Below are 21,013 nucleotides of genomic sequence, written 5' to 3'. Positions count from 1 at the left end.
CCAGGCGCGGCGTGGTCGGTGGATCGATCAGTGCGTCGGCCAGCGACGCGAGCTCGCCGGGATCCGCACGCGTTTGGGCTGACCGTCGGTCCAGTCAAGACTGCTGGCGAAGTACACGTTCGTCCACGCCTGTCCGTCGCTCGAGCACTGGATCGCGTAGGTCTGTGGATTACGGCTACCCTTGCGAAACGTCAGGGGCACCAACGCCACTTCATCGACATCGCGGGGCGTGCCGAAGTCCACCTCGATCCACTGGTTCACTGGGTTAGCAATGGAGCTGGTCCATGCATCCGCTACCCCCAACCACTCGCTCATCGGAGTGTTTCGAAACGTCAGCGCAGCGGTGCGCCCGTTGTATGCAGAGCTTTCAGAAGTCCTGGCCTCGTCATACGACAGCCTCCGTCCCTGCCGGTACATCCATACACGACCAATTGACAAGTACTCTTGCGGCGTTACCGGGTTCGGGACCGGCATGTAAATCCGCCAGTATCGCGCCGTGCAGAAGCGATCCGGCGGCTGCTCGACCACGCGCCCCGCGATGGTCTGCTCAACCAACATCACGTTCACGCCGATCACGTTAATCTCCCGCCAAGCACTGCCCGGTCGTGCCTGTCGCGAATACGCGCCGCACCCGCATTGGATGCCAGCCTTCCTTGAGCGGCACGGTCACCTCGGTGCCGGCCGCCATCACCACGCGGAAGTCGCCGGCGACTGTCACAACGAGCACCCGCGAGACGAATTTCATGTCGTCGTCGTCGGAGGGTACGACCTTCCACAGGTCGGTAATGCTGTCGACGCTCGTGCGCCCCGCGGGGTGCCGGTCGGTTGCTACGACTGCCATAAGCGCTCCAAAAAATAAAGCCGCCTCTCGGGCGGCCGTCGGCAATACGAAGTACCAGTCACACCTCGTCGGGCGCCTTCGGCCACTGAATTTCAAACGGAAAACCTTCCTGCTCAGGAATCTTCCGCAGCTCGTCGCGGTACGCCACCCACTTCGCGACTTGCTCCTGCACCTCTTCCGGGGCATCCGGGGGCGCTACCGTCTTGTTGTCGGTGTTCCGCAGTGCCATATCGCGGAAGATCCGAACGTGCTCGGCACGAATGGCTTCCTCGTTGTCCTTGAAGAATGCATGCACCTCGGCGTCGTCCGGCTGCAGCACCGACTCGCTTGCCCAGTAGGCGATATACGGATCGCCGCATTGCCCACCATTTCTTGCGACCGGGTGGGCCGTGCGGTAGTCGCGCCCCGAATCGAGATCCGGATACATGCGCCTCAGCGCGAGCACCATATGGTCGTGGGTGTATTTTCTGAATTCCATCTGTTTTCCTTATTGATTGCGGAGAACAACACCACGCTGCCAGATCGCCGTAACTGAGCTCGTGCTCGCATTGACCCGGAGGCCGGTCACCACCCACGGAGCTGGTAGATCGATCTGGCCGTGAATGACGCTACTGACCGACCCCACGTAGTCAAACTCCGATACTCCGGAATCCACCTGTACGCGCGCGCCGGCATTGGCCTTGCCGTTCATGGCGTCCCAGGTCGCCTTGCCGTTGATGTTTCCCCACAGGTCATCGATCTCAACGCTCAGTGGTCGACCACGCCATGTGAGGTTCAGGTTCCCGTCCGGTTGGAGGATCAACTGCCCGCGCAGGAAGACATTGCCGTAGTCGTCAGTCGCGAAGGGCACGCCGTTGTAGGCAGAGTTGATGATCTCAAGGCCTCCGCCATCGCGCGCGCGCAGGAACGTGCTTGCTGCCTGGCCCGGCCGGCGGTTCTGCAACGCGATGTCGGCTTGCCATCCGTCCCTCCCAATCGTCACGCGGCCCGTGATCGGGCCACCCCCACGGTCGACCTTCGTGTCGGGGTTGAAGCTCATGTCGGTCCAGATCCGGCCGATATTGTTCGTGCCAACGGTCAACCACGCCGCGTTTTTGTCGGGGTTCGTCGTGAGCATGTAGCGCGCGGAATCGCCGTAGACCGCGTATTCCTTCACCCACTTCTGCGTCGCATAGGAGCCGAGGTCGCCTGCGGTCACGTACTTCGCGAGCCTCTTCGCCAGCAGTTCGGTGTTCACCACTCGCTGAGACGAATCGTTCTCGGCCACGGTCGGCGCCCACGGCGCGCCCCAGTGTCCCGGCGACCCGTCAGGCGCACGTCCCTCGTTCTCAACGTCAGCGCGGTACATGATCCCGTTGTGCTGCACGATGGCGCCTTCCGGATAGGTCTCGGTCGCTGACCACTGCGCAACGCCGCGCTGCATGAAGTAACGGATCGCGCGGTCGACGCGCCGCCCGAGCCAGTTGAACCACTCCATTGGCGGCTTCCCGCCGGTCTGATCGAGCGCGACACCCCAGCCGCGTGCGACGTTTGGGAAGTCGTCGACTTCGCCCGGTCGCGCGCCGCCTGCAAACACGTCCTCGTCCGGACGTTCGAAAATCGTCATCGCAGAATCCTCGCAAAAGCTCCCTCACCGAACCCGTACGTGCCGGGCGAACCGGCGAAGCCGAACGGGTGCTCGGTGATGGTGAAATAGAACGACACGCCAACGCCCGCCGGTCGCGGTAGCACGTCAAGGTTTCGAACCGCGTAAATCAGGAAGTCGGACAGCGCGGACACACCGATGACGATCGAGATCGACATGTCGTAGTTGTCCGACACGTCCGCGTGCCCGTCGAAGATGAAGTCGAGCGCATCCATCATTTCCGGGATCGTGCCGACCATGAAGTTCTTCGCGATGCGGCAGCGGATCAGGAAGCGGTAATCGTCGTCATCCAGCTCGACGGAATCGTTCAGCGGGTCGCCGAGCCGGTAGAACTTCGACCCGCCGGCGCGCTGAACGCGGAACGCGCCGCCGCCCTCTCCGTAGAAGCCGAAGTAGTCGCGCGGCACGATGTCGGTGAGCACTCGTGCCTGGCCGACATGCTTCCCGACAAGGTCGAGGTTCGCGCGGCGCGCCGTGTCGATATCGAGCGCTTCCGGAAGCACCGCGATGCCCTCCCACGCGCGGCGGATCTCGTCGTCGATCAGCTTCGCGTGCGCGACGGCGCGCGGCTTGCCCTTGTACTGCCAGATCAGCAGGCGGTCGTAACTCATAGCGGAATGATCTCGATGTTCTCGGGCAAGAAGCGCGCACGTTCGCGCGGCCCGATGGTGAGGTTTTCCGGGAGCATTACGCCGTCCACGAAGCCGATATTGAACGTCTCGATCGTGAAGCCCGGCACCGTGTTCACGGGCGTGTAGAGGCGCGACAGGGCAACGTCCTGACCGATGCTGTAGCGGTACCCGGCCAGCGCCTTCTTGATCGCGTCCTCGTCGATAGCCTGCTGTCCGCGGTCGCGCTTCAACTGCAAATACGCGGCGCAGTCTCGAATCCTCGGGCGATCGAACAGAATCTTCCGTTGGCGGCCCTTTCTATCCCGCACGAAGTATTCGACGTCACCGCGCATGCCCGTGCCCGACGTTTTGTTGTCGAAGATGATCTGCGCGATGGTCGCGTCGTCGCCGCCGTCGACGATCACGTTGATGCTTCGGGGTGGCACGCCGTTGGCGTCCGTCGCGTCGGTCCAGTTCTCGAGGCAGATCACCTCGCGCACATCGTCTAGCTCGTCGAGCTTCGCCTCGATCGTCTCGGCCGAGTTCTGGGCCGGCCGCGCGCGCGATCGAGCGAAGCGAGCGCGCAGCTCTCCATCGAGCTCCTCGGGCGCGCCTGCCTCCGTCGCCGTGAACGTCGTTGCCGAATCCCAACCGCTCACGATCGTTTCGATCTTCAGCGTCGTGCCGATCGGGTTCGTGAACGCACCGCGTTCCTCGCTCTGGAAGTCTCCGCGCCCTGCGCCTGCGGCATTCAGCACGACGTCGCGGATCAGCTGCCAGCGCACGCGCTGCGGATCCGACACGACGGCGCCGGCCGGAATGGTCCGGTGCGGCGTGCCGAGCAGGATCACGCTCGACATGCGGCTGTACCGCGCGCCGCGTTTCTTTAGCCCCGCGTACGCGACGCGCTGCTCCAGCCACTTTCCGCCCGCATAGTCCGGATCGAGCGCCCGATAGATCGCAGCGCCGAGCTCGTTTATATCGGCCAAGCCTTGAGCAAATAGCCCGATAGCCTGGGCGTCCGGGCTGTCCGGGCTTAGGTCGATATCCTCGCCGTAGATGCGACGGAGACCAGCCTCCATACGCGTCAGAATGGCGTCGAGCCGCTCGGCCACGTAGCCCTGCGGTGTGAGTTGCCCCATTGATGCTCCTGCCTGCGTGATGTGAGGATGCCGCGCTGCGACGTCAGATGCCGACCGGCACCTCGATATCAGCCTCGCCTCCGTGGATATCGCGGATCGTCACGGCGACGGTCATGCGGCGCGTCTTCACGTCAATCGACGTGTCGAACGCAAGAATTTGCGCTACGCCCTCGGTGCCGAGGATCTGGCGCTTGATGTCGCTTTCGAGGCGGTCGCGCTCGTTCCCGCGCTCCATGCGTTCGATCCACGCGATGCCGTGGTCGAGATCCAGAAACCAGTCGCCGCGGAAAGAACGCAGCCGCGTCGTGACGCGCTGCGCGACCGATTCGGACAGATCCGCGTAATCGGCGCGGCCGCGCCCGAAGGTCCAGTCGCCATTGGCGTCAAGTCGTCGAACCCTCATCCTTCTGGATCTCCCGTTTCGTTACCGAGCACCGGATGGCGGTGCTTGTCGACCGTGACGCCGTTCGATTTGATCGTGCCGCCGCTGTGGTCGATATCGCCCTTGATCTGCGTGCCGCGCCCGCCGCCCTCGCCGACCATGCCAGCCTGGTACGTCAACAACTGCTCGAAGATCACCGGACACTTCACGCGGAACAGCGCGCCGTCGAGTTCGATGTTGCCGTCGTCGTCCATCCGGAAGCGCGCCGGCCCGTCGATCTGACGGATCACGAGCGCCCCCATGTCGAAGCCGCCCGGCACGTTCGGCAGCGAGCGAATCCCTGGAATGAAGGAAGCGTCCGACAGGTCATGCATGCGCAGGTCGAGCGGCGGCCCGTTGCGGCCCGACGCAAACCAGCCGTCGATGCAGCGGTCGTTGATGATCACCTGCCCCTCGTCACCGTCCTTCAGCGGCCACTCGAACACGAACCCGCCGCCCGTTGGGAACGACACGGGCACGTCGACCAAGAGCGGCAGCTCGGCGCCGCTTCCGTCGGCCAGCTGCGCGTCGATCGCCGCGCGTACGACAGCCGTGCGCGCGTCCCCGTCGAACGACACGACGACGCCCGGAAAGGCCGTCCGCACCTTCAGCAACTCCCCGCGCAGCGAGTTCGCCTGCGCGAGCTCCGGTGACGGCATGTCCTCGTCAAACGTTCCCATCGTCACCTTCCTCGTTCGCTCTCTTCGTCTTGCCCTTGCTGGCCTTCGGCTTTTCGACCTTCTGAAACTTCCCCCCGCGCACGACCAGTTTGCAGAACCAGTCCGGCGTGTGCGTATCGCCCAGATACTTCGCGGTGACGACCTTGTAGTCGCCGTTGAAGTAGTCGAGGATCGATTCGACACGCACGAGCCCGCCGGCGCGTATAGCCGGGTTCAGCAGGCAGTCGACCTCAAGGCCGTTGTCGGTCGCGCGCGGGCTGCCGATCATGCCGGTGTCCTGCGACAGCACGACGCCCTCGCCCGGCAGCACCTTGTTAGCGGGCAGCACAATCAGCTCACCGTCCTGCACCGACCAGTCCGCGCCGCTGTTGCGCGCGACAACGCCCACAACGTCGCGTGCGTTCCCCATCAGCACCTTCCCGCGCGGCAGCGCACGCGCGTTCGTCAGATCGGCCACGCCCGCGCGCGTGCGCGTCATCGCCTTCGTAGCCTCGGCCAGCACGTCCGCATCCGTCGCGCCGGCGCTGAGCGTCGTCCAGACGCGCGCAGTGCGGTAGTCGACACTGCCGTCGCCGCATTCGAAGTCGAGAATCCAGTCGGCCTTGTCGCGGCGCGGCCGCGGCTTCAGGATGTCGCCCTGGTACAGCAGCCGCAGCTCGTTGTAGCCGACCGATAGCCGCGCGAGATCGAACCCGCGCGACAGGATGCGATTCAGGTTGTCGCGGTTCAGGTTGTAGACCGAGATCCGGCCCGGGTTGGGCCTCTCGTCGAGGCTCTTCGTGATATCGAACGCGATGCGCAGGTCGTCGATTGCGATCGACTCGGATCGGTTGCCGAGCTCGAGACGCCAGCGGCGCCCGAATTGGATTCCCATATCTTCACCACCATCGAACAGCCCAGATCAGCGCAACCAATCCGCCGAACGCGCCCGCAACAGCGGCAATGATGTACGCGGCACCGACCCGCGCCGCGAAGCGCGCTGCACCGCGCGCATCAAGTTGACCAGTCACATTCATCTTCGTAAACTTCATTTGGCTCTGCCTTCTGCCTGTCTCAGAGGGTTGATGCAAGAAAGCCCCGGCTGCGCACACAGTCCGGGGCTTTCGCTTTTCTACGGCGCAGCTCCGGGGCGGTTCCCGAAAGCGTACGGCCGAAAATTGGGGTGCTTCCTTACGGTTTTCCTGATACGGGCCGGCGCGAGCCGATTCACCGGAAACCCTCGCGTAGCACACTTTTCGAGGGGTTTCGTTACTGCTTTTCCTACGGTGGCGCCGCGCCACTTACCTCAGCCTTCATCCCGACATACAGCGCGAACCGCTCACCGAAATCGTTGCCGCCTATGGGATCGATGCCGACGCCGCTCAGGTCTTCCAGCCAGAAGAAGAACGCCACCGAGTCGCGCCAGAGAATCGGCAGCCCCAGCACGAGCGGCACCGCCTCGACGACAGCCGCGTCGTTGTCGCGTTCGCGCACGTCGAGCTCCCAGTGGTCGCCGATGGTGTTGTAGCGAATCGTCAGATCCAGCAGCGAGCCGTCACCAGGGTCCACCGACATCTCCTGCAGCGGCGTCGAGTCGATCGGTAGTCGAATCATGTTGCTCCCGTTACGTAATCGAGCACCTTCCGGACAGCGGAGCGTTTGCCTGCTGCGCCGGTGCCCTGCACGTTCCCTTTCTGCGTCGCGCCGGCACTCTGCTTGCCGGCACGGCCGGCTTTCTTCGCGCCGCTCGCCACCGACAAGCCGCCGGCTTTCTTCGTCTCGACAACGAAGATGCGCCGACACGTGACCGTCAACACCGCGCTGTGGATGCTCGACTGCTGCAGCGAGACGGTCTTCATGAGCATGTCCTGGTACAGCTTCGACATGGTTTGAACCTCGACCGGCGAGCCCGACTTCTGCAGCGCGAGCAGCGCGTCGTGGATCTGCGCGATCCGGTTCTCGCTCTGGCTTTCGTCGCCGGCGATCCACGCCGAGAAATCCGGCAGCCACGGCGCCAGCGCGCGCGGAGCGATCATCCCGACCACCGCGTTCGCAGACGTACTGACGAATGACGTCAGCTCGCGCTGCGCGCGCGCGAGCGTGTCCGCGGTGAACGCCTCGAACGAGGTCGGCGTGCCGATCACGTCGAGGAAGTCGCTCACGCTGCGGATATTCACGATGCTCGCCAGCAGCGACGATTCGACCGGCGGCTCGTACGCGACAACGGTCCCAGAAATGACTACCTCGCTCGGTTTCAGGAACGCGTGGTCGGCAATCTCGGCGCCCGATTCGACCGGGTTCTCGGTGATCTCCAGATCGCTGGTGTGCGTTTCATCCTTCACCACGTCGAGCGTGATCGTGCCGATAGCCGTACGTAGGATTTGCGTTGCTGCTGCCATCCTTCCTCCCCTAACCCACAACGGCGCTGGCCGCGTTCACGATGGCCTGCCGGTTCTGCCGCTCCTGCATCACCTCCAGCTCGCGCGCAGCCGCGCGTGCGTCGTCGGACTGCACGTGCACGGTCGTGTTGTTCGTGACGTTGGCGTTCACGGTCTTGTTGCTGACCGCCGGCGATGCCGCCGCCCCGCCTGGCGTTGCCCCCGCGGCGGCCGCGTTCACCTGCTGCGGCAGCTGCGCCGCGGCGCGCGCGGCCGACGCAACCGCGCCGGCCGGACTGTCCGGCGCGGACACGTTCACATCGCCACCGCCGAAGAACCGCCCCACAGCGCCGAGCGTTTTCTCGATGAGCCCACCGAGACTCGGGAAATAGCTCTTGATGTTTTCGATGGTGGTTTTCACGAACTCGCGGATTCGCCGGAACGTGTGGACGAACAGGTCCGCGACACGGTTCAGCATCCGGTCGACGGCAGCGCCGGCGGCCTCGAAGTCGCCGGTGAAGAACGAGAAGAACCAGTCGAGCAGGTCGGCCATCAACCCGAATGCGGTCGCGAACAGGTCCCAAAGCTGGCCGAGCACGGCACCGACGAACGCGACGGACTGCGCGAATCCGAGCTTCAGGTAATCCCACACCTCCCCAAGGATCTCCAGGACCGTCTCGCCATGCTCGGCCCACCAGCGGCTCAGGTCGCGCACGAACGCATCGATCTCGGCACGCACGCTCGCGATAGGCCCGCTCAACGCGTCCCAGAATTCCCCGAACTGCGCCTCGCCGCCGTCGAGGTGCGTCATGAAGTCGTCGATCAGCAACAGCAGCACGCCAATCGCCGCGACGAGCCAGAACACGGGGTTTGTCGCGAACGCGAGCAACGCGGCACGCTGGAACCACGCGAGCGCCGCACCAACCAGCAGCAGCGCCACGCGCATGCCACCGATCCCATCCGTCAGCCGGACGAAGAACCGGAACACGTTCACGAGCACCTGGCCTGCCGTGTACATGATCGTGATGAACCGGCTTATGCCCTCCTGAATCAGCTCGCGGTTGTTCCGCATCAGCTCTTTCAGCCCGGCGATGAACGCCTTCAGCTGCGGCAGGATGCCGACCGCGATGTCGCTGCGCAGCGCGTCGAAGCCGAACGCGAGGTCGGCCATCTGGTCCTTCCATTCGCTGGCTGCGTCGGCCTGCTCGGTGGTCGACACGCCCCACGCGTCGGCCTCGTCGAACAGCGCCTGCAGTTCGCCGCGCGTGAGGCGCAGCGTTTGCAGCATGGACGCGTCGGCGCCGATCTTCGACAGGAATGCGGCCTGCTCCGGCTTCGACAGCTTCGCCATCTTGTCCTGCACGTCCCCAAGGATCTCCGAGAACTGTTTGACCGAGCCGTCTGCGTTCTTCGCGCGCAGGCCGTACTGCTCGAACGCCTTCGCGCCACGACCGACGCCTGACGCGGCCTCGCCGATCGTCTTCGACATGCCCTTGATCGACGCCGTCGCTGCGCCGACCGATGAAGCGTTCTGCTCGGCCGCGTAGCCGAGCCGCTGGATGAACTCGACGCTTTCGCCCGTCTCGCGCGCGACCTGATTCAGCTCGTCGAGCCCATCGAGCGACTTCGCGAACCATGCCGTCACGCCGGCAGCGAGGCCTGCGATCGCAGCCGTCGCGGTGCCGGCCACCGTCACGATGCCGCTCAGCTGCTCGCGGAACGCCTTCGCCTGCTGCACGTCGGCCGCGACGCCGAGCTTCACCACGAATTCATCAAGGGTCATCGCAACCTGCCTGTGCCTGTTTCTGTCTCATGCGCGCGCCGCGCTTCATCCTGCGCGTCGTCCCACGCCCGCATCGCCTCGTGCATGTCGCACAGGTCCGCGAGCGTGTAGATCGTTCGCAGCTGGTCCAGCGTCACGCCATTGAATCGCCTGGCGATGGGTCCCCAGATGAACCAGTCGATTCCGTCGTCTTCCCTTTCTGGAACCGCGCCATCAGATCCCGGAAGAGCCGCGAAAAGGCGCTTGCGCCGAAAAAATCGCTGAACTGGTATTTGATCCCGGCCATCAGCAACGGGAGCAGGTGCCCGCGATGCTCGTTGAAGTGCTCGTTGAACTTGTCGCGGATGCGGTACGGCTTGCCGCCGGCCACCGATGCGGCCGTCGCTCCCCACACGATCGCTTCGAGCTGCGCGACCTCGGGCCGGCCGAGGTTCGACAGGATCGTCGAGATCGCCGCGGTGACGATGGCAGTCTGGTCGACGTTCTCGGCCGAACCGAAACCGCTCGCCTGCATGCCCTGCAGCAGCGCGCCTGCACTTTTCAGGGCGTTCCACGCGCTCACCGCGTCGGCCGGCGTCATCACGTAGCGAACGCCATCGAGTTCGATATCGAGTTGCTTGTCCATCAGTTTCCGAGCCCGTTTTCAAGTTTCATGTTCATCGTTTCGAAGGCGATCACCCACTCGTGTGGGTTATGCGCCGTGCCGCGCACATACTTCGGCAGCGTCGTGAAGTAGCCCTTGCTGGCCGTCACAACGTCGTCGTTCAACAAGTCGCGGATCGAAAGCTCGAGCGGCGTGAACGCCTTCAGGTTGGTCCGCTGCTGGGTCCGCAGCCCGGTCAGGAACTTGTTGTTCGGGCTGTGCTGCTTGATCTTCAGCGTGAGCTTCCCGGACTCGTCCGGGTTCGCGACGAATACGCCCGTGCCGTTGGCGCCGATGGTCAGCGCGCCGGCGTCCGCGTTGTGCTCGGCTTGGATCACGTCGCCGCCATCCGCCCAGTCGTCGATCGGCACGCCGTTGATCAGCACCGACACCTGTTTCGGGTCAAAACTAGCCATCTGTCAGGCTCCAGTAAAAAGCCCCGCCGAAGCGGGGCTCGTGTTGTGTCTCGCGACGATCAGCGGTCGAAATTCACCAGCACGTCGACACCGTGCACCGCGCCACCGAGCTTCACCGCGACCTGAATCGATGGCGCCTTCCGCTTTTCACGGTCCGACGTCGACAGGTCGTCAACCGTGTCGCACCAGGCGTAGAAGCCCTCGTCGAGATAGTCGCCCGTCGCCAACGTGCCGAACGGATCACCGTTCCACACGCCCGGCGCGAACGCACCGTTCTTCCGCCCTTCGCGGCACACCTTTTCGACCGCCGCGACGAGCCGCGGCGTGCCGAAGTCGGTGAGCGGGATCTTCGTCGGACTGCGGTACAGCGCGGCGAACACTTCCTTCTGCACCGCGTCGACGAACCAGTCGAGAATGTGGATCTCGTCGAAGAAGCGGCCACCCACGACGGTGCCCTCGGCGACCATCGCCGCCTCGTCGAAGTAGGTATAGAAGTTCAGCCCGAGCCGCCGGCACTTGTTCGCCTCGGTCAGCGCCAGGTTGTCGGCCTCAACGGTCGGCAACGTCTTGAACTTCATTGTCAGCGTCGAGTTGTTCGCCGCGAAGTTCACCGACAGCCCGCGCGCGAGAAACGACAGGATCGCGTAGGGGTCGGTCTTGTCGTACGTTGCGACCGTACGGTAGTTGCCCTTGTCGTAAAGCCGCTTGTACACGTTCGCAGACTCGAACTCGATGTGCTGCGGGTTCGTCGTCGTGACGCCGAGCACCTTGCCGAGCGCCGCCTGAATCCAGTCGGACAGATCTGCGAGCTCGTCGTCGGGCAGTTGGTCAGCCACAGACAGCGCATACCAATCCGGCTGCCTGTCCTGAATCGCGGCGACAGCCTCGGGGATGGTCTGCTTCTTGAGTTCTACGGCGGCGCTCCCGGAGACGATGCGCCCTTGGCCTCGCTCGAGCTTCATCAGCGCGCCGATGTACGTACCGACCTGGCCGTCGTCTTCGACGAACACGAATTCCGGCCCCGCGCCCGGCGTATCGGACGTGATCGCGAAGCGATTGCCCGTCTCGTCGAACGAGCATTTCCAGCCAACATCGTCGCCAGCTGCGGTATTGATCGCCGCAGCGACATCCGTGAAGCGGATTACGCTCGTCAGGTTCAGGCCATTCACCTTCGTCGTCACGTCGCCCTGCTTGATCGTCAGGTAGCCGGCGCTCGCGTTGCGGAACTCGGCCAGCATCGCAGTTGCTGGCGAACCGATCAGCGCGGCTGCCACGGGCGCAATCCCGCGGTCGACCTTCAGCCAGCGGCCGATCATGAGGCTTCGCGGGCGCGGGCTCTGAGCCATGAAGCGGCGCGCCGCGCGTGCTGTTTCGGAATTCGTCCCGAACGCTGCCTCGACGTCGGGCTGTCCTGCTGCGTCGATGTACAGCGTGCTGGTGTCTTTGAACACGTTGCCGGCCTCGGGCGTCAGCAGCAGCGTCATGCCGAAGTCGCGCCGCGACGGCGCGCGCGGCTGCGTGTTCAACTGGACTCGTACGACTTCGTTGAGAGAAAGCATCATTGCTCCCTGATTGGTGGTTCGATGGTGATCAGTTCGACGTGCCGCTCGGTGTGAACCTCGATGTCGACGCGCTCGATGCGCGGCACCGAGACCTCGACGACGTGTGAATGGGTGAAGGTGGCCGTGAAGCGTGCGCGTTCTTCTGGGCCACCGCCGACGGCGGCCGACACGTCGATCACGCGTGTGCAGGACAACATCGCGGCGCGCACTTTGTTCTTCAGGAACGACATAGCGAAGCTGGATTCGAGCGCGAGCTGCAGCTTCGAAAGCAGCGCATACGCGTTCGTCCCGAACGCCTCGAACGTCACTTCGGTCATGAGGGACCGCCTCAGGCGCTCCAGTTCGCGCACACCGTCGAAACTGCGGTGCGCCGTGCCAATCGGCGTGTCGCCGGCCGCGCTGACGACGACGAACGGCGCGCCGTCTGGTGGCCCCGCGTCCCACGTCGGCCGAACGCTGCCGTCAGGTAACGTCAAAAGCTCCCGCACGAGGTTTCGCAGTGGCGTCGTGTCGAGTTGCGAGCGCGTAGTAATAGCCATAGTCGGACCAGTCGGAATCCGCCGTGACGCGCCAGCGCGCACCGTGGTGATGCACGAAATCGCGCGCGGCGAGTGGCGCGTCGCAAAACACGGCGATGGTTGGAAAATGCCGCTCGCCCTCCGGCCGGCTTTCGAGCTGCACCTTGCTCGCGGGATGCACGACGCCCGTCACCGTGCCAGGCGTGTACGTCTCGTCCCATTCGCCGGACGGCAGCCGCACGCCCGACGCACGGTCGATCTCGATCTCGCGCGCGCCGAGATCCGGATCGGTCACAACGTCACTGAGATCCAGCATCGCGCACCTCCGACGTGAGGGACTGAATCAGATTGCCTTCGTCGATCAGCGGCCGGCTACTACCCTTGCGCGCGATCGTCTCGGGCTTGTTCGGCGCGAAATTGCCCCTCCGCACCTCGGTCTGCACCGCCCCGACGCCGGCGACACCGGCCGCCTCATACGCGGCATCGACCGACCCTTCGCCGCGCGCGGCACGGCGCAGCCCATGCGCGAGAACATCCTGAATCTGCTTCGATCCGTTCGCGAGCCCCTGCGGGATGAACGGCCGCGGCTCCAGCCCCTTCTCGGGATCACCAAAGGACAGGCGCGCGGCGAGCTGCGCGTTCGTGATGTCGGCGCCCGGGTGCAGCTCAGCGCCGGTGGACACCGGATAGCCGACGACCACCTCGCGCTTCGCCGTCCGGTCCAGCATCGCGATCAGCCGGTCGAGGCCGGGAAAGTTGGAATCGCTCACACCACCAACCCTCCTGCGCCGACGATGCGGCGCAGACGCAGGTATTCCTGCCCCCAGACGGTCGACGCAAACCACGCGTCGTCACCGATCAACGCGGCAGGCACCGCATAGCTCGCCTGCACCTCGCCCGCCTTCTTCGACGTGGCCGTGAGCACCGGTTTGCCACCGGTGCGCTCCGCGGCGCGCGCCATCATGAGGAAGTGCATCACGAGCCCGCACGCGGCGCGCTGGTAGAAGCCCCCCCACCGCACGCGATCGAAGTACGGTTGAATGTCCTCGATCGCGAGCTCGACAACGTCGTCGTCGAACGGCTTGGACAACGCGGCGAACCGGGCTCGCACGTCGGCAACGGTGACCGGCGCCCCTCGTGCCGCGCTCACGTCGTCTTGCGGCCACGCCTCGGCGCCGGCGTCGGCGTTTCGGCGGAACCTTCCCCGGTTTCGTCCGTCAGCGGCTGCTCCGGCTGCTCCGGCTGCTCCGGCTGCTCCGGCTGCTCCGGCTGCTCCGGCTGCTCCGGCTGCTCCGGCTGCTCCGGACCACCGGCGCCGAGCTGGCCGCTCGCCTCCTGCTCTCCCTTACCGCCAGGCGCCGGCGGCGCCGGATCGTTGAGCGGGATATCGGCGGCGACCGGCTTTGGCGTCACGTCGACGAGCTCGCCGTCAGCGATCTGTGCGCACGCGGCGCGCCCGCGTTTGAACGTCATCCACACCGTATCCGGCACCGGGCGGGTAGCGCCCGGCGGGATCTCGAAGACCTGGCCGAATACGCGGATCACCGAGGCCGCCCGGGTCGTGTTCTTGATTTCCGGCATGGCGCCCCCTCAACCCATCACGTCGTCGACATACATCGCCGTCTTCGGGTAGCGGAATTCCACGCCCGAATAGCGGTACTCGCCATTCACGAGCATTTCGAGACCGCGTTGCTCGGGCGCGTGGAACAGCAGCGCCATCGGAATGTGGAACACGAGGTTCTCGCGGTTCTTCTCGTAGAACATCATGCGGCTCGTCTTGCCCTTACCGGCCGTTTCAAGATCCGCGGCCGCGCGAAACTGGACGTCGATGTTGCGTTCGGTCTTCGACAGGTTGTTCTGGCGAATGAACTCGAGAATCGTCGTGTCCGAATTGTCCGAGCGCGGCGTGCTCGACAGGCGCGCCAGCACGCGGCCCGGCATCGCAACGGTGTCGACGACGCTGTTACGACGGGTCGTCATCCAGAGCTGCGCGATGTGGTCGTTGATGAATTCCAGCGCCTGGCCGGGGGATGCCGTCATCAGGTCGACACCGGCACTCGATTGCGGCACCTCCGGCGCATTGAACAGGCCCGTCAGCGGCTCTTCACCGCGCTCGCCTTCCTCGCCGTAGAGGCCGACCTGATTCATGTGTGCACGCCACGCCCGCATCGCGGTTTCCTGACGGTCTGCATCGAGCGGCTGGTTCAGCGCGGCTGCCGTGCGCAATTCCGCGAACGTGTACGCGTAGCCGATCGCGCTACCGACCACCGGCACCGACTTCGTGCCGTAGAACACGTCGACGCGCGGGATATCTCCGCCTTGGCCGGAGTGTCGCTTGCCGCGACCAACGAAGTCCTTCATGCGGTAGACGATCGACTCGACGTGCGGCCCTGCCTCGGTCGAGATCGGCACAAGCGCCTCGTAGTCGAGCGGCTCACGCTTTTTCTCGTACACCTGCGTTTCGAGGTATTCGAGCTGCGACGTGAGAAACGCGAGGCCCGGCTCGGAATCGATGTTCAGCGCCGGCAGGCGGCGCAGACTATCGAGGATGATCTTTCTGCGGTTCATTCGGTTACTCCCCCTTCGTATCGGGCGTTGCGACCGGCACGGTCAGGCCCGGCACACGATTGATGACGACGACGCCGACCTGACCCGGCTCCGTTTTCGATTCCCACTCGGCGCCCGCGATCTGCGTGCCCTTCGCCGCGGAAAGCATGCCGTCGTCGGCAAACATCACCGGATCCCGCGGATTGCAGCCGTCCGTGCACGTGGCCCAGATGCGGCCGTCCTGCATCGCCGGCAGCGTCACGTCCGGCTTGTAGAACACTTCGCCCTCGAGGTTCGCCGTGAACGTGACGTGACGCACCGAGATGCCCGCGAACTTCGTCGCGCGTGCGTCGCCGGGCAGGACATACTCACCCGCCACGTCGGTGAAGAAAACTGCGACGCCGAACTCGATCGGCGCGGTGCCGCGGTTCGTGCAGTTGAAAATCGTCGCCGTGTTGTTGTCGACGATCAGGCCGGGAATGCCGCGCTCGAACTGCGCCGGCGCGTAGTCGGCCAGGTTGATGCGATTCATGTGGTTTGCTCCGGTTGGTTGTGCCACGCGTTACTGCGCGCGTCCGTTCATGCGGTCGATGAAACTGGTGCGCGCGGCGTCGGCCGTCTTCTGGGCACCGCCACCGTCGCCCGTGTCTTTCACCTGCTTCGACTGGTTCAGCGTGTCGATGACCGGGTCGCGGCGCGTGCCGTTCTCGCCCGTCTGCCTTGCGCCGACCGTGGCCGACAGCACGCCGAATGCCTGGCGCAACGTCGCGTCATCCGCCGCGTCGACCGTCTTGCCGCCCAGCACCGCATCGACGACGGGTTTGTGGTCGCCGTACAGCGACTTAATGACCTCGCGGCGGTACTGCGCACACGTCTTGCCCTTCGCGTCGATGGTCGGCGCGATGCGCTTGCCGCCTTCGAGCATTTGCGCCCAGTCCGCGACCATCGCGTCGCGCTGCTGCGGCGTCATGGCGTCCTTCTGCGCTTCTTCGAGCTCGTCCTCCAGCTCTTCGACTTCGTCCTCCAGTTCCTCGGTGTCGCGCAACGCGATCGTCTTGCTGCGGATCTTGATCTTGCGATCGAGGCGCGCGTTCAGGTCGGCGACGGTAGCCGTCGAATCGGCGAGCCGCTTGTTCAGGTTGTTGACGGCCGCCGCCGCAGCCTCGTCGAGGCTGAACGGGATGCCGTCGATCGTGATCTGGATCGGCATTGCTGTTGCTCCTTTCGGGGTGGATGGTTGTGAATCTCCGACGCGGCACACGGGCCCACACCGGCCGCGGCGCACCAGCGCCGTGTGGTTGCCGCGAATGTCGCGCTGCATGCCCTCGTAGGGCTCGCCTTCTGGCGTAACGCCGGGAGTCCAGTCGTACCAGGCGCTGTAGCCGCCGGACAATTCCTCGCGCACCTTCGACTCGACCTGCTCGATGGCGTCGGCGTCCATGATTCGGGCCTCGCCGCGCAGTAGATTGCCGACACGCTGCGGCGCGACCATCTGGCCGACCGACAGCTCTCGCCAGTTGTCCGCCGTGACGCCGTCCGGCGGGTGGTCGATCGTGATCGGCTGGTTGCCGAACGATGCGATCGCGTCCGGATGGAACACTTCCTCCGGCGGCCGGTAGACCCGCACCTCGCGCATCGGGTCGCCGTCGAGGCCGAGCTCGTGCGCGAGATAGATCTGGATGCCCGTGCGGGCAATGACGGCCGGCGCCACGAGATATCCCTCGGGCGTGCGCCGACGCTCGCCCAGCGCCGCGTCGAACGTGTGCTGTATGCGTTTGCTCATTCCTCGTCGTCCAATCTAAAGCGCGGCACCGCCACGCACCTGCAGTTCACGTCATGGCCCGGGTGCCCGGTCTCCGGCGGCGAATCCCACCGGAACACCTTCCCGTCGTTGTCGGCGTGGCTGTCGCGCACGCGCTCGTCACCGCTGGTCTGCCACTCGTATTCCTCGATCCCGAGCGCGGTCTGCCGGGCCTCCGTGACGGCCGCGTTGAGCTTCGACGTCTGGTCGCGCGCGATCAGCTTCGCGCGGCTCTCGGTCACACCCGTCTCGCGCTGGATCGATTCGACGATGGCGCTGTAGCGCTGGCCCTGCTGGACCGACACAAGCACCTGCGTTGCGATGCGCTCGAAGTACTGCTGCGGCACCGACTTGATCAGCCGCACGTTGGTTGCGGCGGCCGCCTCCAGCACGCCCCCGAGGTTCTGCATCTGGAGCGCGGCCCGAATATCGACGCCGATGGCTGCGTTCACGGAGGCGCGTAACGCCTCGGTGGCGCTCTCGTCGCAGATCTCGGTCATGCGCCGCGCGAGCAATCGCGCACGCGCCGCGACGTTCGCCGCAACGCGCGCCGCTGCCGCGTCGAGCGCCTCGTTTAGCGCGCGCACGAACGCGCTCGCCATGTCGTCGGCCGTGTAGCTGTATTCGGCCTCGTTGCGCTTCAACACGGGCAGCACGTCAGCGCGCACCGCGTCCGCGCACGCACGCACGACCGCGAGCAGTTGCGTGCGATACCAGCCTTCAGCTCGCCGGTTTGGCCGGCTCAGTCGGACGCGTGACAGGCGCCGTCGACGAACCCGGTTCGCCCGCGCCAGATTCGCCAGGCTCATCTCCATCGGGTTCTTCCTCGAGCGGTTCGTTGAGGCTCACGGCGAGGTCGATATCCTCGTCGGTGATCTGGTAGGTGTCGTTCGCCTGCAGGCGGGTCATGATCTGCCGTTCCATCGGCAGGCCCATGTCGACCAAGTACAGCTTGTCCGTCTCCGCGCGTGCCTTGTCGGCGGCAGCCTGCTCGGCCTCCGTCAGCTGCCAGAGCGGGTTGAACTCGATCACCAGATCGTCGAGACGGCGGCCGAGCATCGACATCGACATGACGTCGTAGATCAACTCGACCTGCGGGCGCAGCTCCTGCTCTTGCCGCGACTTCAGGCCGTCGTAGTAGTTGCGGATATCGCTGTCGCCGGTCGCATTCAGCCCTTTCGGAGCCTGGCCGAACAGCCGCGTCGCCGGAATGTCGGCCGCGCCCGCGACGCGCTGTTGGAACATCGCACCGACAGCGTCGAGCCCCGAGAACGAGATCGTCTTCTGCTCGTACGTGTCGTTCTTGTCGAGCAGCGTCATACCGATGAACGACTTCAGCATCGCGACGAGCTCGAACCGCTTCTGCACCATCTTCGTGCCTTCGTCGGTCGCGAGCATTTCGCGCAGGCCATCGACCTGCAGCACGTTCACGATCGCCTCGAACATCATCGACGCCGTACTTCCGGCGACCGTCTCGTCGTTGCGCAGTTCGTCGTAGGCAGCCTGCAGTACGCTGTCGTGCCAGTACTGGTTGCGGCGCAGCTCGTCCCACGGCAACAGCGCGCCGTCGGCGAAAATCAAGCGGCTGCTGTGAATCGCCTGGCTCGTGTTGGCGACGCGAAACCGCGTCGGCCGCCAGTAGTCCGGTCGTTCGAGATCGATCTGCATCAGCAGCGTGTCGGGCATCAGTTGCCAGCGGTCCAGCACGACGAAGCCGAGCAGCGAGCCCTTCCGAATCTTGTCGACGCGCAGCGGCTGCGCCGGATCGTCACCGGCGATCGAGACATACAGCGCCGAGCCGCCGTACAGACGCCCCCACTTCAGGTTGTCGCCCACGCGCGCGATCAGGCCGTAACGCTTCTCGGCCTTCTCGAGCTTTTGCTTCGAGTCCTCATCGTCGGTTTCCAGCTTCAGCCACTCGCGCGTCATGTCCTCTGCAGGCGCGTCTACGATCTTCCGCGCGAGCCAGTTGTGGCGATACATCACCGTCAGCTCTTCGCGGTCGATGATGTCGCCGCGGCGGAATTTGCTGTGCGAGCGCTTGTCGCGGGACGTCATCATCCCGGCCACGAGGTTCGACAGCGCGTCGCCCGTGCGCACGCCCGGGCCGCGTGCCCGCGCCGCGCGGTTAAAAAGTTTCTCGAACATTCGTCAGTTCCATGCGCTCCAGTCGGAGGCGTTCGCCAGCATGTCGGTGGTTGCGTCGATCAGCGGGTCGATCTGGTCGTCGTGCGCGTGCGTGTCGTCGGCCGTGAACGCGTTCAGCTCGTTCACGAAGTCGAGCACCCAAGGCGCATCCGCCGGGATCAGCGCGAGGCCGGCTGCCCAGTAGCTGTTGACGTCCATCACGCGGCGCAGCTTGTCGGTGTCGCGCGGCAACGGCCGCACGGGAATCAGGCCGTTTTTCTGAATGTCCTGTATCAGCCCCGTTCCGCTCGCCTTGTCCTCGATCACCATCTCGCGCAGCGGGCCACTCATGCGGTGGTCATAGGGCTTGTGCTTCGCCCAGAAGTCGAGCGCGGCCTGTCGCAGGTCCGGCGCCTTCCATTTGCTTCGGATCTGGTCGAGCAGGTAGATGCGGCCGTCGTCGCCGGCGCCCCAGCACTGGAACACTGAGTAGTCGTTCCGCTCGGCCGTCTTCTGCGCCGTATCGACGAAGATCTTCCGATAGAGGATGCGCGGCAGCGTCGTGTACCGCGGGAACCACGCGCCCTTGATGATCCCGCCGCCGAGCGGCGATGGACGCTGCATGTACTGCCCCGAGTGCACGTACGGCGCGACGCGCTCCATATCGAGCTGGTCGGCCAGCGGTTCCTTGTACGGCCAGTAGCTGAACCGCCCGTCGGCGTCCTTCTCCGACAGTTCAACCAGCTTCCGCACGCGCTCCGGCAGCGCCTCGACATACTCGTCGGTGATCAGCGCCGGGATCTCGACGAACTCCCATTCGCCGGGCAGGTTGCCTTCCTTGATGAAGCCGGTCGGGTCTTCCTCGGCCAGGCGCTGCATGATCACGATGATCGGCGTGTCGGGGTTCGCCTTCCGACTCTTCACCGTCGACAGCAGCTTCCGGTTCGCCTTGTCGCGGTATGTCTTGCTGTACGCGTCCTCCACCTTCAACGGGTCGTCGATGATGATGGCGCCCTGCCACCCCTCGGCCATGTGGCCGGCACGAAAGCCTGTGATCTGGCCGGCAAGCGACACCGCGTAGACGCCGCCCGCCTTCTTCCCGTTGACGACGACGTTCCAGCGCTTCTTCGACTTCGCGTCAGCTGCGATGGCATACGGCCACTTCTCCTGATACTCGTCCGACTCGACAACCTCGCGCGCCGTCTCACTGTTGAGCAACGCGAGGTCATCGGAATACGAGATGTGCAGGAACCGCGCCCACGGATTCAACGCGAGGCCGCGCGAGATCAGGTTGATCACCACCATCTCGGTTTTCGACGAGCCTGGCGACACGTTGATGACGACGTTCTTCGTCGTGCCATCGATGACGCGCTGGATCACGTCCGCGATCAGCACGTGGTGCCAGTTGACGCGGAACTTGATGCCCTGGCGGTGCTTGAAAAAATACCGCGTGAAGAACAGGTGATCCCGCTCGCACAGCTGCTTCGCGACGGTGCGCTCGACGTCCGGATGGACGTGCTCAGAATTCGCGCTGGAGCTTGTCGAGCGCCGCTTTGACTTCCCGTTCATCCACGATGTGCGTCCTTTGTACGACCGGGCCGCCATCCTGCCCTGTCAGTTCGACCGACTGCGGCGTTTCCTTCCATCCGCCGCGGGTCTTCAGCCAGAAAATCATGCTCGCCACGTTGCCGCCGGCGGCCTTCTTGAACAACGCCTGCGCGACCTTCGTGTTCGCCTTCACGAGCCCTTCGGTCAGCTCGCGGCGAAAGTGCTTGCGCAGCGTCGGCACCGAGATCGGCTTCCCGTTCGCATCAACGATGAGCATGACCATGTCCTCCTGCGGGATGCCGAACGCCGCCAACTGCTCGACGAGCGCGCTCTGCGTCGGAGTGGCCTTGAAACTCGGTCGTGCCATTGCT

General features: G+C 64.9%; 29 protein-coding genes. All 29 read right to left on the bottom strand.

Features of this window, described 5'->3' with window-relative positions; genetic code table 11:
• Positions 1–27: 27 nt before the first annotated feature.
• The 29 genes from DIE15_RS08505 to DIE15_RS08375 all read right to left on the bottom strand — a co-directional run bounded on the left by DIE15_RS08505 (position 28) and on the right by DIE15_RS08375 (position 21,009).
• On the bottom strand, positions 28–576 hold the full coding sequence (locus DIE15_RS08505; RefSeq protein ID WP_124832953.1) for a discoidin domain-containing protein: 549 nt from the start codon (positions 574–576) through the stop codon (positions 28–30).
• A gap of 1 nt (position 577) precedes the next feature.
• The gene (locus DIE15_RS08500; protein ID WP_260428219.1) at positions 578–841 is read right to left on the bottom strand and encodes a hypothetical protein; all 264 of its coding nucleotides are present in this window, start codon (positions 839–841) and stop codon (positions 578–580) included.
• A 58-nt stretch (positions 842–899) separates the two neighbouring features.
• Positions 900–1,319, bottom strand: a complete 420-nt coding sequence (locus DIE15_RS08495) for a phage tail assembly chaperone (RefSeq protein WP_124832952.1) — start codon at positions 1,317–1,319, stop codon at positions 900–902.
• A 9-nt stretch (positions 1,320–1,328) separates the two neighbouring features.
• Positions 1,329–2,447, bottom strand: coding sequence for a hypothetical protein (locus tag DIE15_RS08490; protein ID WP_124832951.1), 1,119 nt, complete (start codon positions 2,445–2,447; stop codon positions 1,329–1,331).
• Positions 2,444–3,097 carry a DUF2612 domain-containing protein gene (locus DIE15_RS08485; RefSeq protein ID WP_124832950.1) on the bottom strand — a complete coding sequence of 218 codons (654 nt, stop codon included), beginning with the start codon at positions 3,095–3,097 and terminating at the stop codon, positions 2,444–2,446. The genes DIE15_RS08490 and DIE15_RS08485 overlap by 4 nt, the downstream gene beginning before the upstream one ends.
• Complete coding sequence (locus DIE15_RS08480) at positions 3,094–4,239, bottom strand: baseplate J/gp47 family protein (protein ID WP_124832949.1); 1,146 nt, start codon at positions 4,237–4,239, stop codon at positions 3,094–3,096. Before DIE15_RS08480 ends, DIE15_RS08485 begins: the two co-directional genes overlap by 4 nt.
• A gap of 43 nt (positions 4,240–4,282) precedes the next feature.
• Positions 4,283–4,642: a hypothetical protein gene (locus DIE15_RS08475; RefSeq protein WP_124832948.1), complete on the bottom strand. Its 360-nt coding sequence runs from the start codon at positions 4,640–4,642 to the stop codon at positions 4,283–4,285.
• Positions 4,639–5,340, bottom strand: coding sequence for a Gp138 family membrane-puncturing spike protein (locus DIE15_RS08470; RefSeq protein ID WP_124832947.1), 702 nt, complete (start codon positions 5,338–5,340; stop codon positions 4,639–4,641). Before DIE15_RS08470 ends, DIE15_RS08475 begins: the two co-directional genes overlap by 4 nt.
• A complete protein-coding gene (locus tag DIE15_RS08465; protein ID WP_124832946.1) occupies positions 5,327–6,214 on the bottom strand; it encodes a phage protein in 888 nt (295 codons plus the stop codon). Before DIE15_RS08465 ends, DIE15_RS08470 begins: the two co-directional genes overlap by 14 nt.
• Before the next feature lie 4 nt (positions 6,215–6,218).
• On the bottom strand, positions 6,219–6,371 hold the full coding sequence (locus tag DIE15_RS36935) for a hypothetical protein (protein ID WP_185734411.1): 153 nt from the start codon (positions 6,369–6,371) through the stop codon (positions 6,219–6,221).
• Positions 6,372–6,600: 229 nt separating this feature from the next.
• Entirely contained in the window at positions 6,601–6,933 is a 333-nt protein-coding gene (locus DIE15_RS08460; RefSeq protein ID WP_260428218.1) for a phage baseplate plug protein, read from the bottom strand.
• Positions 6,930–7,718 (bottom strand): phage baseplate protein, encoded by a 789-nt coding sequence (locus DIE15_RS08455; RefSeq protein WP_124832945.1) that lies wholly within the window; start codon positions 7,716–7,718, stop codon positions 6,930–6,932. Before DIE15_RS08455 ends, DIE15_RS08460 begins: the two co-directional genes overlap by 4 nt.
• Before the next feature lie 10 nt (positions 7,719–7,728).
• A complete protein-coding gene (locus tag DIE15_RS08450; RefSeq protein ID WP_124832944.1) occupies positions 7,729–9,480 on the bottom strand; it encodes a hypothetical protein in 1,752 nt (583 codons plus the stop codon).
• Complete coding sequence (locus DIE15_RS36930) at positions 9,477–9,617, bottom strand: hypothetical protein (protein WP_185734409.1); 141 nt, start codon at positions 9,615–9,617, stop codon at positions 9,477–9,479. The genes DIE15_RS08450 and DIE15_RS36930 overlap by 4 nt, the downstream gene beginning before the upstream one ends.
• Entirely contained in the window at positions 9,614–10,105 is a 492-nt protein-coding gene (locus DIE15_RS08445; protein WP_124832943.1) for a phage tail assembly chaperone, read from the bottom strand. The genes DIE15_RS36930 and DIE15_RS08445 overlap by 4 nt, the downstream gene beginning before the upstream one ends.
• Positions 10,105–10,539: a phage structural protein gene (locus tag DIE15_RS08440; RefSeq protein WP_124832942.1), complete on the bottom strand. Its 435-nt coding sequence runs from the start codon at positions 10,537–10,539 to the stop codon at positions 10,105–10,107. Before DIE15_RS08440 ends, DIE15_RS08445 begins: the two co-directional genes overlap by 1 nt.
• A gap of 59 nt (positions 10,540–10,598) precedes the next feature.
• Entirely contained in the window at positions 10,599–12,101 is a 1,503-nt protein-coding gene (locus tag DIE15_RS08435; RefSeq protein ID WP_124832941.1) for a DUF3383 domain-containing protein, read from the bottom strand.
• Complete coding sequence (locus tag DIE15_RS08430; RefSeq protein ID WP_124832940.1) at positions 12,098–12,589, bottom strand: LIC_12616 family protein; 492 nt, start codon at positions 12,587–12,589, stop codon at positions 12,098–12,100. Before DIE15_RS08430 ends, DIE15_RS08435 begins: the two co-directional genes overlap by 4 nt.
• Entirely contained in the window at positions 12,564–12,935 is a 372-nt protein-coding gene (locus DIE15_RS08425; RefSeq protein WP_124832939.1) for a hypothetical protein, read from the bottom strand. Before DIE15_RS08425 ends, DIE15_RS08430 begins: the two co-directional genes overlap by 26 nt.
• Positions 12,919–13,389, bottom strand: coding sequence for a hypothetical protein (locus tag DIE15_RS08420; RefSeq protein WP_124832938.1), 471 nt, complete (start codon positions 13,387–13,389; stop codon positions 12,919–12,921). Before DIE15_RS08420 ends, DIE15_RS08425 begins: the two co-directional genes overlap by 17 nt.
• Positions 13,386–13,769, bottom strand: coding sequence for a DUF4054 domain-containing protein (locus DIE15_RS08415; RefSeq protein ID WP_124832937.1), 384 nt, complete (start codon positions 13,767–13,769; stop codon positions 13,386–13,388). The genes DIE15_RS08420 and DIE15_RS08415 overlap by 4 nt, the downstream gene beginning before the upstream one ends.
• The gene (locus DIE15_RS36925; RefSeq protein WP_185734405.1) at positions 13,766–14,200 is read right to left on the bottom strand and encodes a hypothetical protein; all 435 of its coding nucleotides are present in this window, start codon (positions 14,198–14,200) and stop codon (positions 13,766–13,768) included. Before DIE15_RS36925 ends, DIE15_RS08415 begins: the two co-directional genes overlap by 4 nt.
• Before the next feature lie 9 nt (positions 14,201–14,209).
• The gene (locus tag DIE15_RS08405; protein WP_124832935.1) at positions 14,210–15,187 is read right to left on the bottom strand and encodes a DUF2184 domain-containing protein; all 978 of its coding nucleotides are present in this window, start codon (positions 15,185–15,187) and stop codon (positions 14,210–14,212) included.
• 4 nt (positions 15,188–15,191) lie between these two features.
• Positions 15,192–15,698 (bottom strand): hypothetical protein, encoded by a 507-nt coding sequence (locus DIE15_RS08400; RefSeq protein WP_124832934.1) that lies wholly within the window; start codon positions 15,696–15,698, stop codon positions 15,192–15,194.
• Positions 15,699–15,728: 30 nt separating this feature from the next.
• A complete protein-coding gene (locus DIE15_RS08395; RefSeq protein WP_124832933.1) occupies positions 15,729–16,949 on the bottom strand; it encodes a DUF2213 domain-containing protein in 1,221 nt (406 codons plus the stop codon).
• Positions 16,946–17,614, bottom strand: coding sequence for a phage minor head protein (locus tag DIE15_RS08390; protein ID WP_185734403.1), 669 nt, complete (start codon positions 17,612–17,614; stop codon positions 16,946–16,948). The genes DIE15_RS08395 and DIE15_RS08390 overlap by 4 nt, the downstream gene beginning before the upstream one ends.
• A gap of 73 nt (positions 17,615–17,687) precedes the next feature.
• Positions 17,688–19,115: a DUF1073 domain-containing protein gene (locus DIE15_RS08385; RefSeq protein ID WP_124832931.1), complete on the bottom strand. Its 1,428-nt coding sequence runs from the start codon at positions 19,113–19,115 to the stop codon at positions 17,688–17,690.
• Positions 19,116–19,118: 3 nt separating this feature from the next.
• Positions 19,119–20,663, bottom strand: a complete 1,545-nt coding sequence (terL, locus tag DIE15_RS08380; protein ID WP_124832930.1) for a phage terminase large subunit — start codon at positions 20,661–20,663, stop codon at positions 19,119–19,121.
• Positions 20,614–21,009: a hypothetical protein gene (locus tag DIE15_RS08375; protein ID WP_124832929.1), complete on the bottom strand. Its 396-nt coding sequence runs from the start codon at positions 21,007–21,009 to the stop codon at positions 20,614–20,616. Before DIE15_RS08375 ends, terL begins: the two co-directional genes overlap by 50 nt.
• Between the last annotated feature and the right edge of the window lie 4 nt (positions 21,010–21,013).

Origin of the sequence: Burkholderia sp. Bp9031 (assembly GCF_003857965.1) — a bacterium.
Taxonomy (GTDB): Bacteria; Pseudomonadota; Gammaproteobacteria; order Burkholderiales; family Burkholderiaceae; genus Burkholderia; species Burkholderia ambifaria_A.
This window is presented reverse-complemented; position numbering and strand designations above follow the sequence as displayed.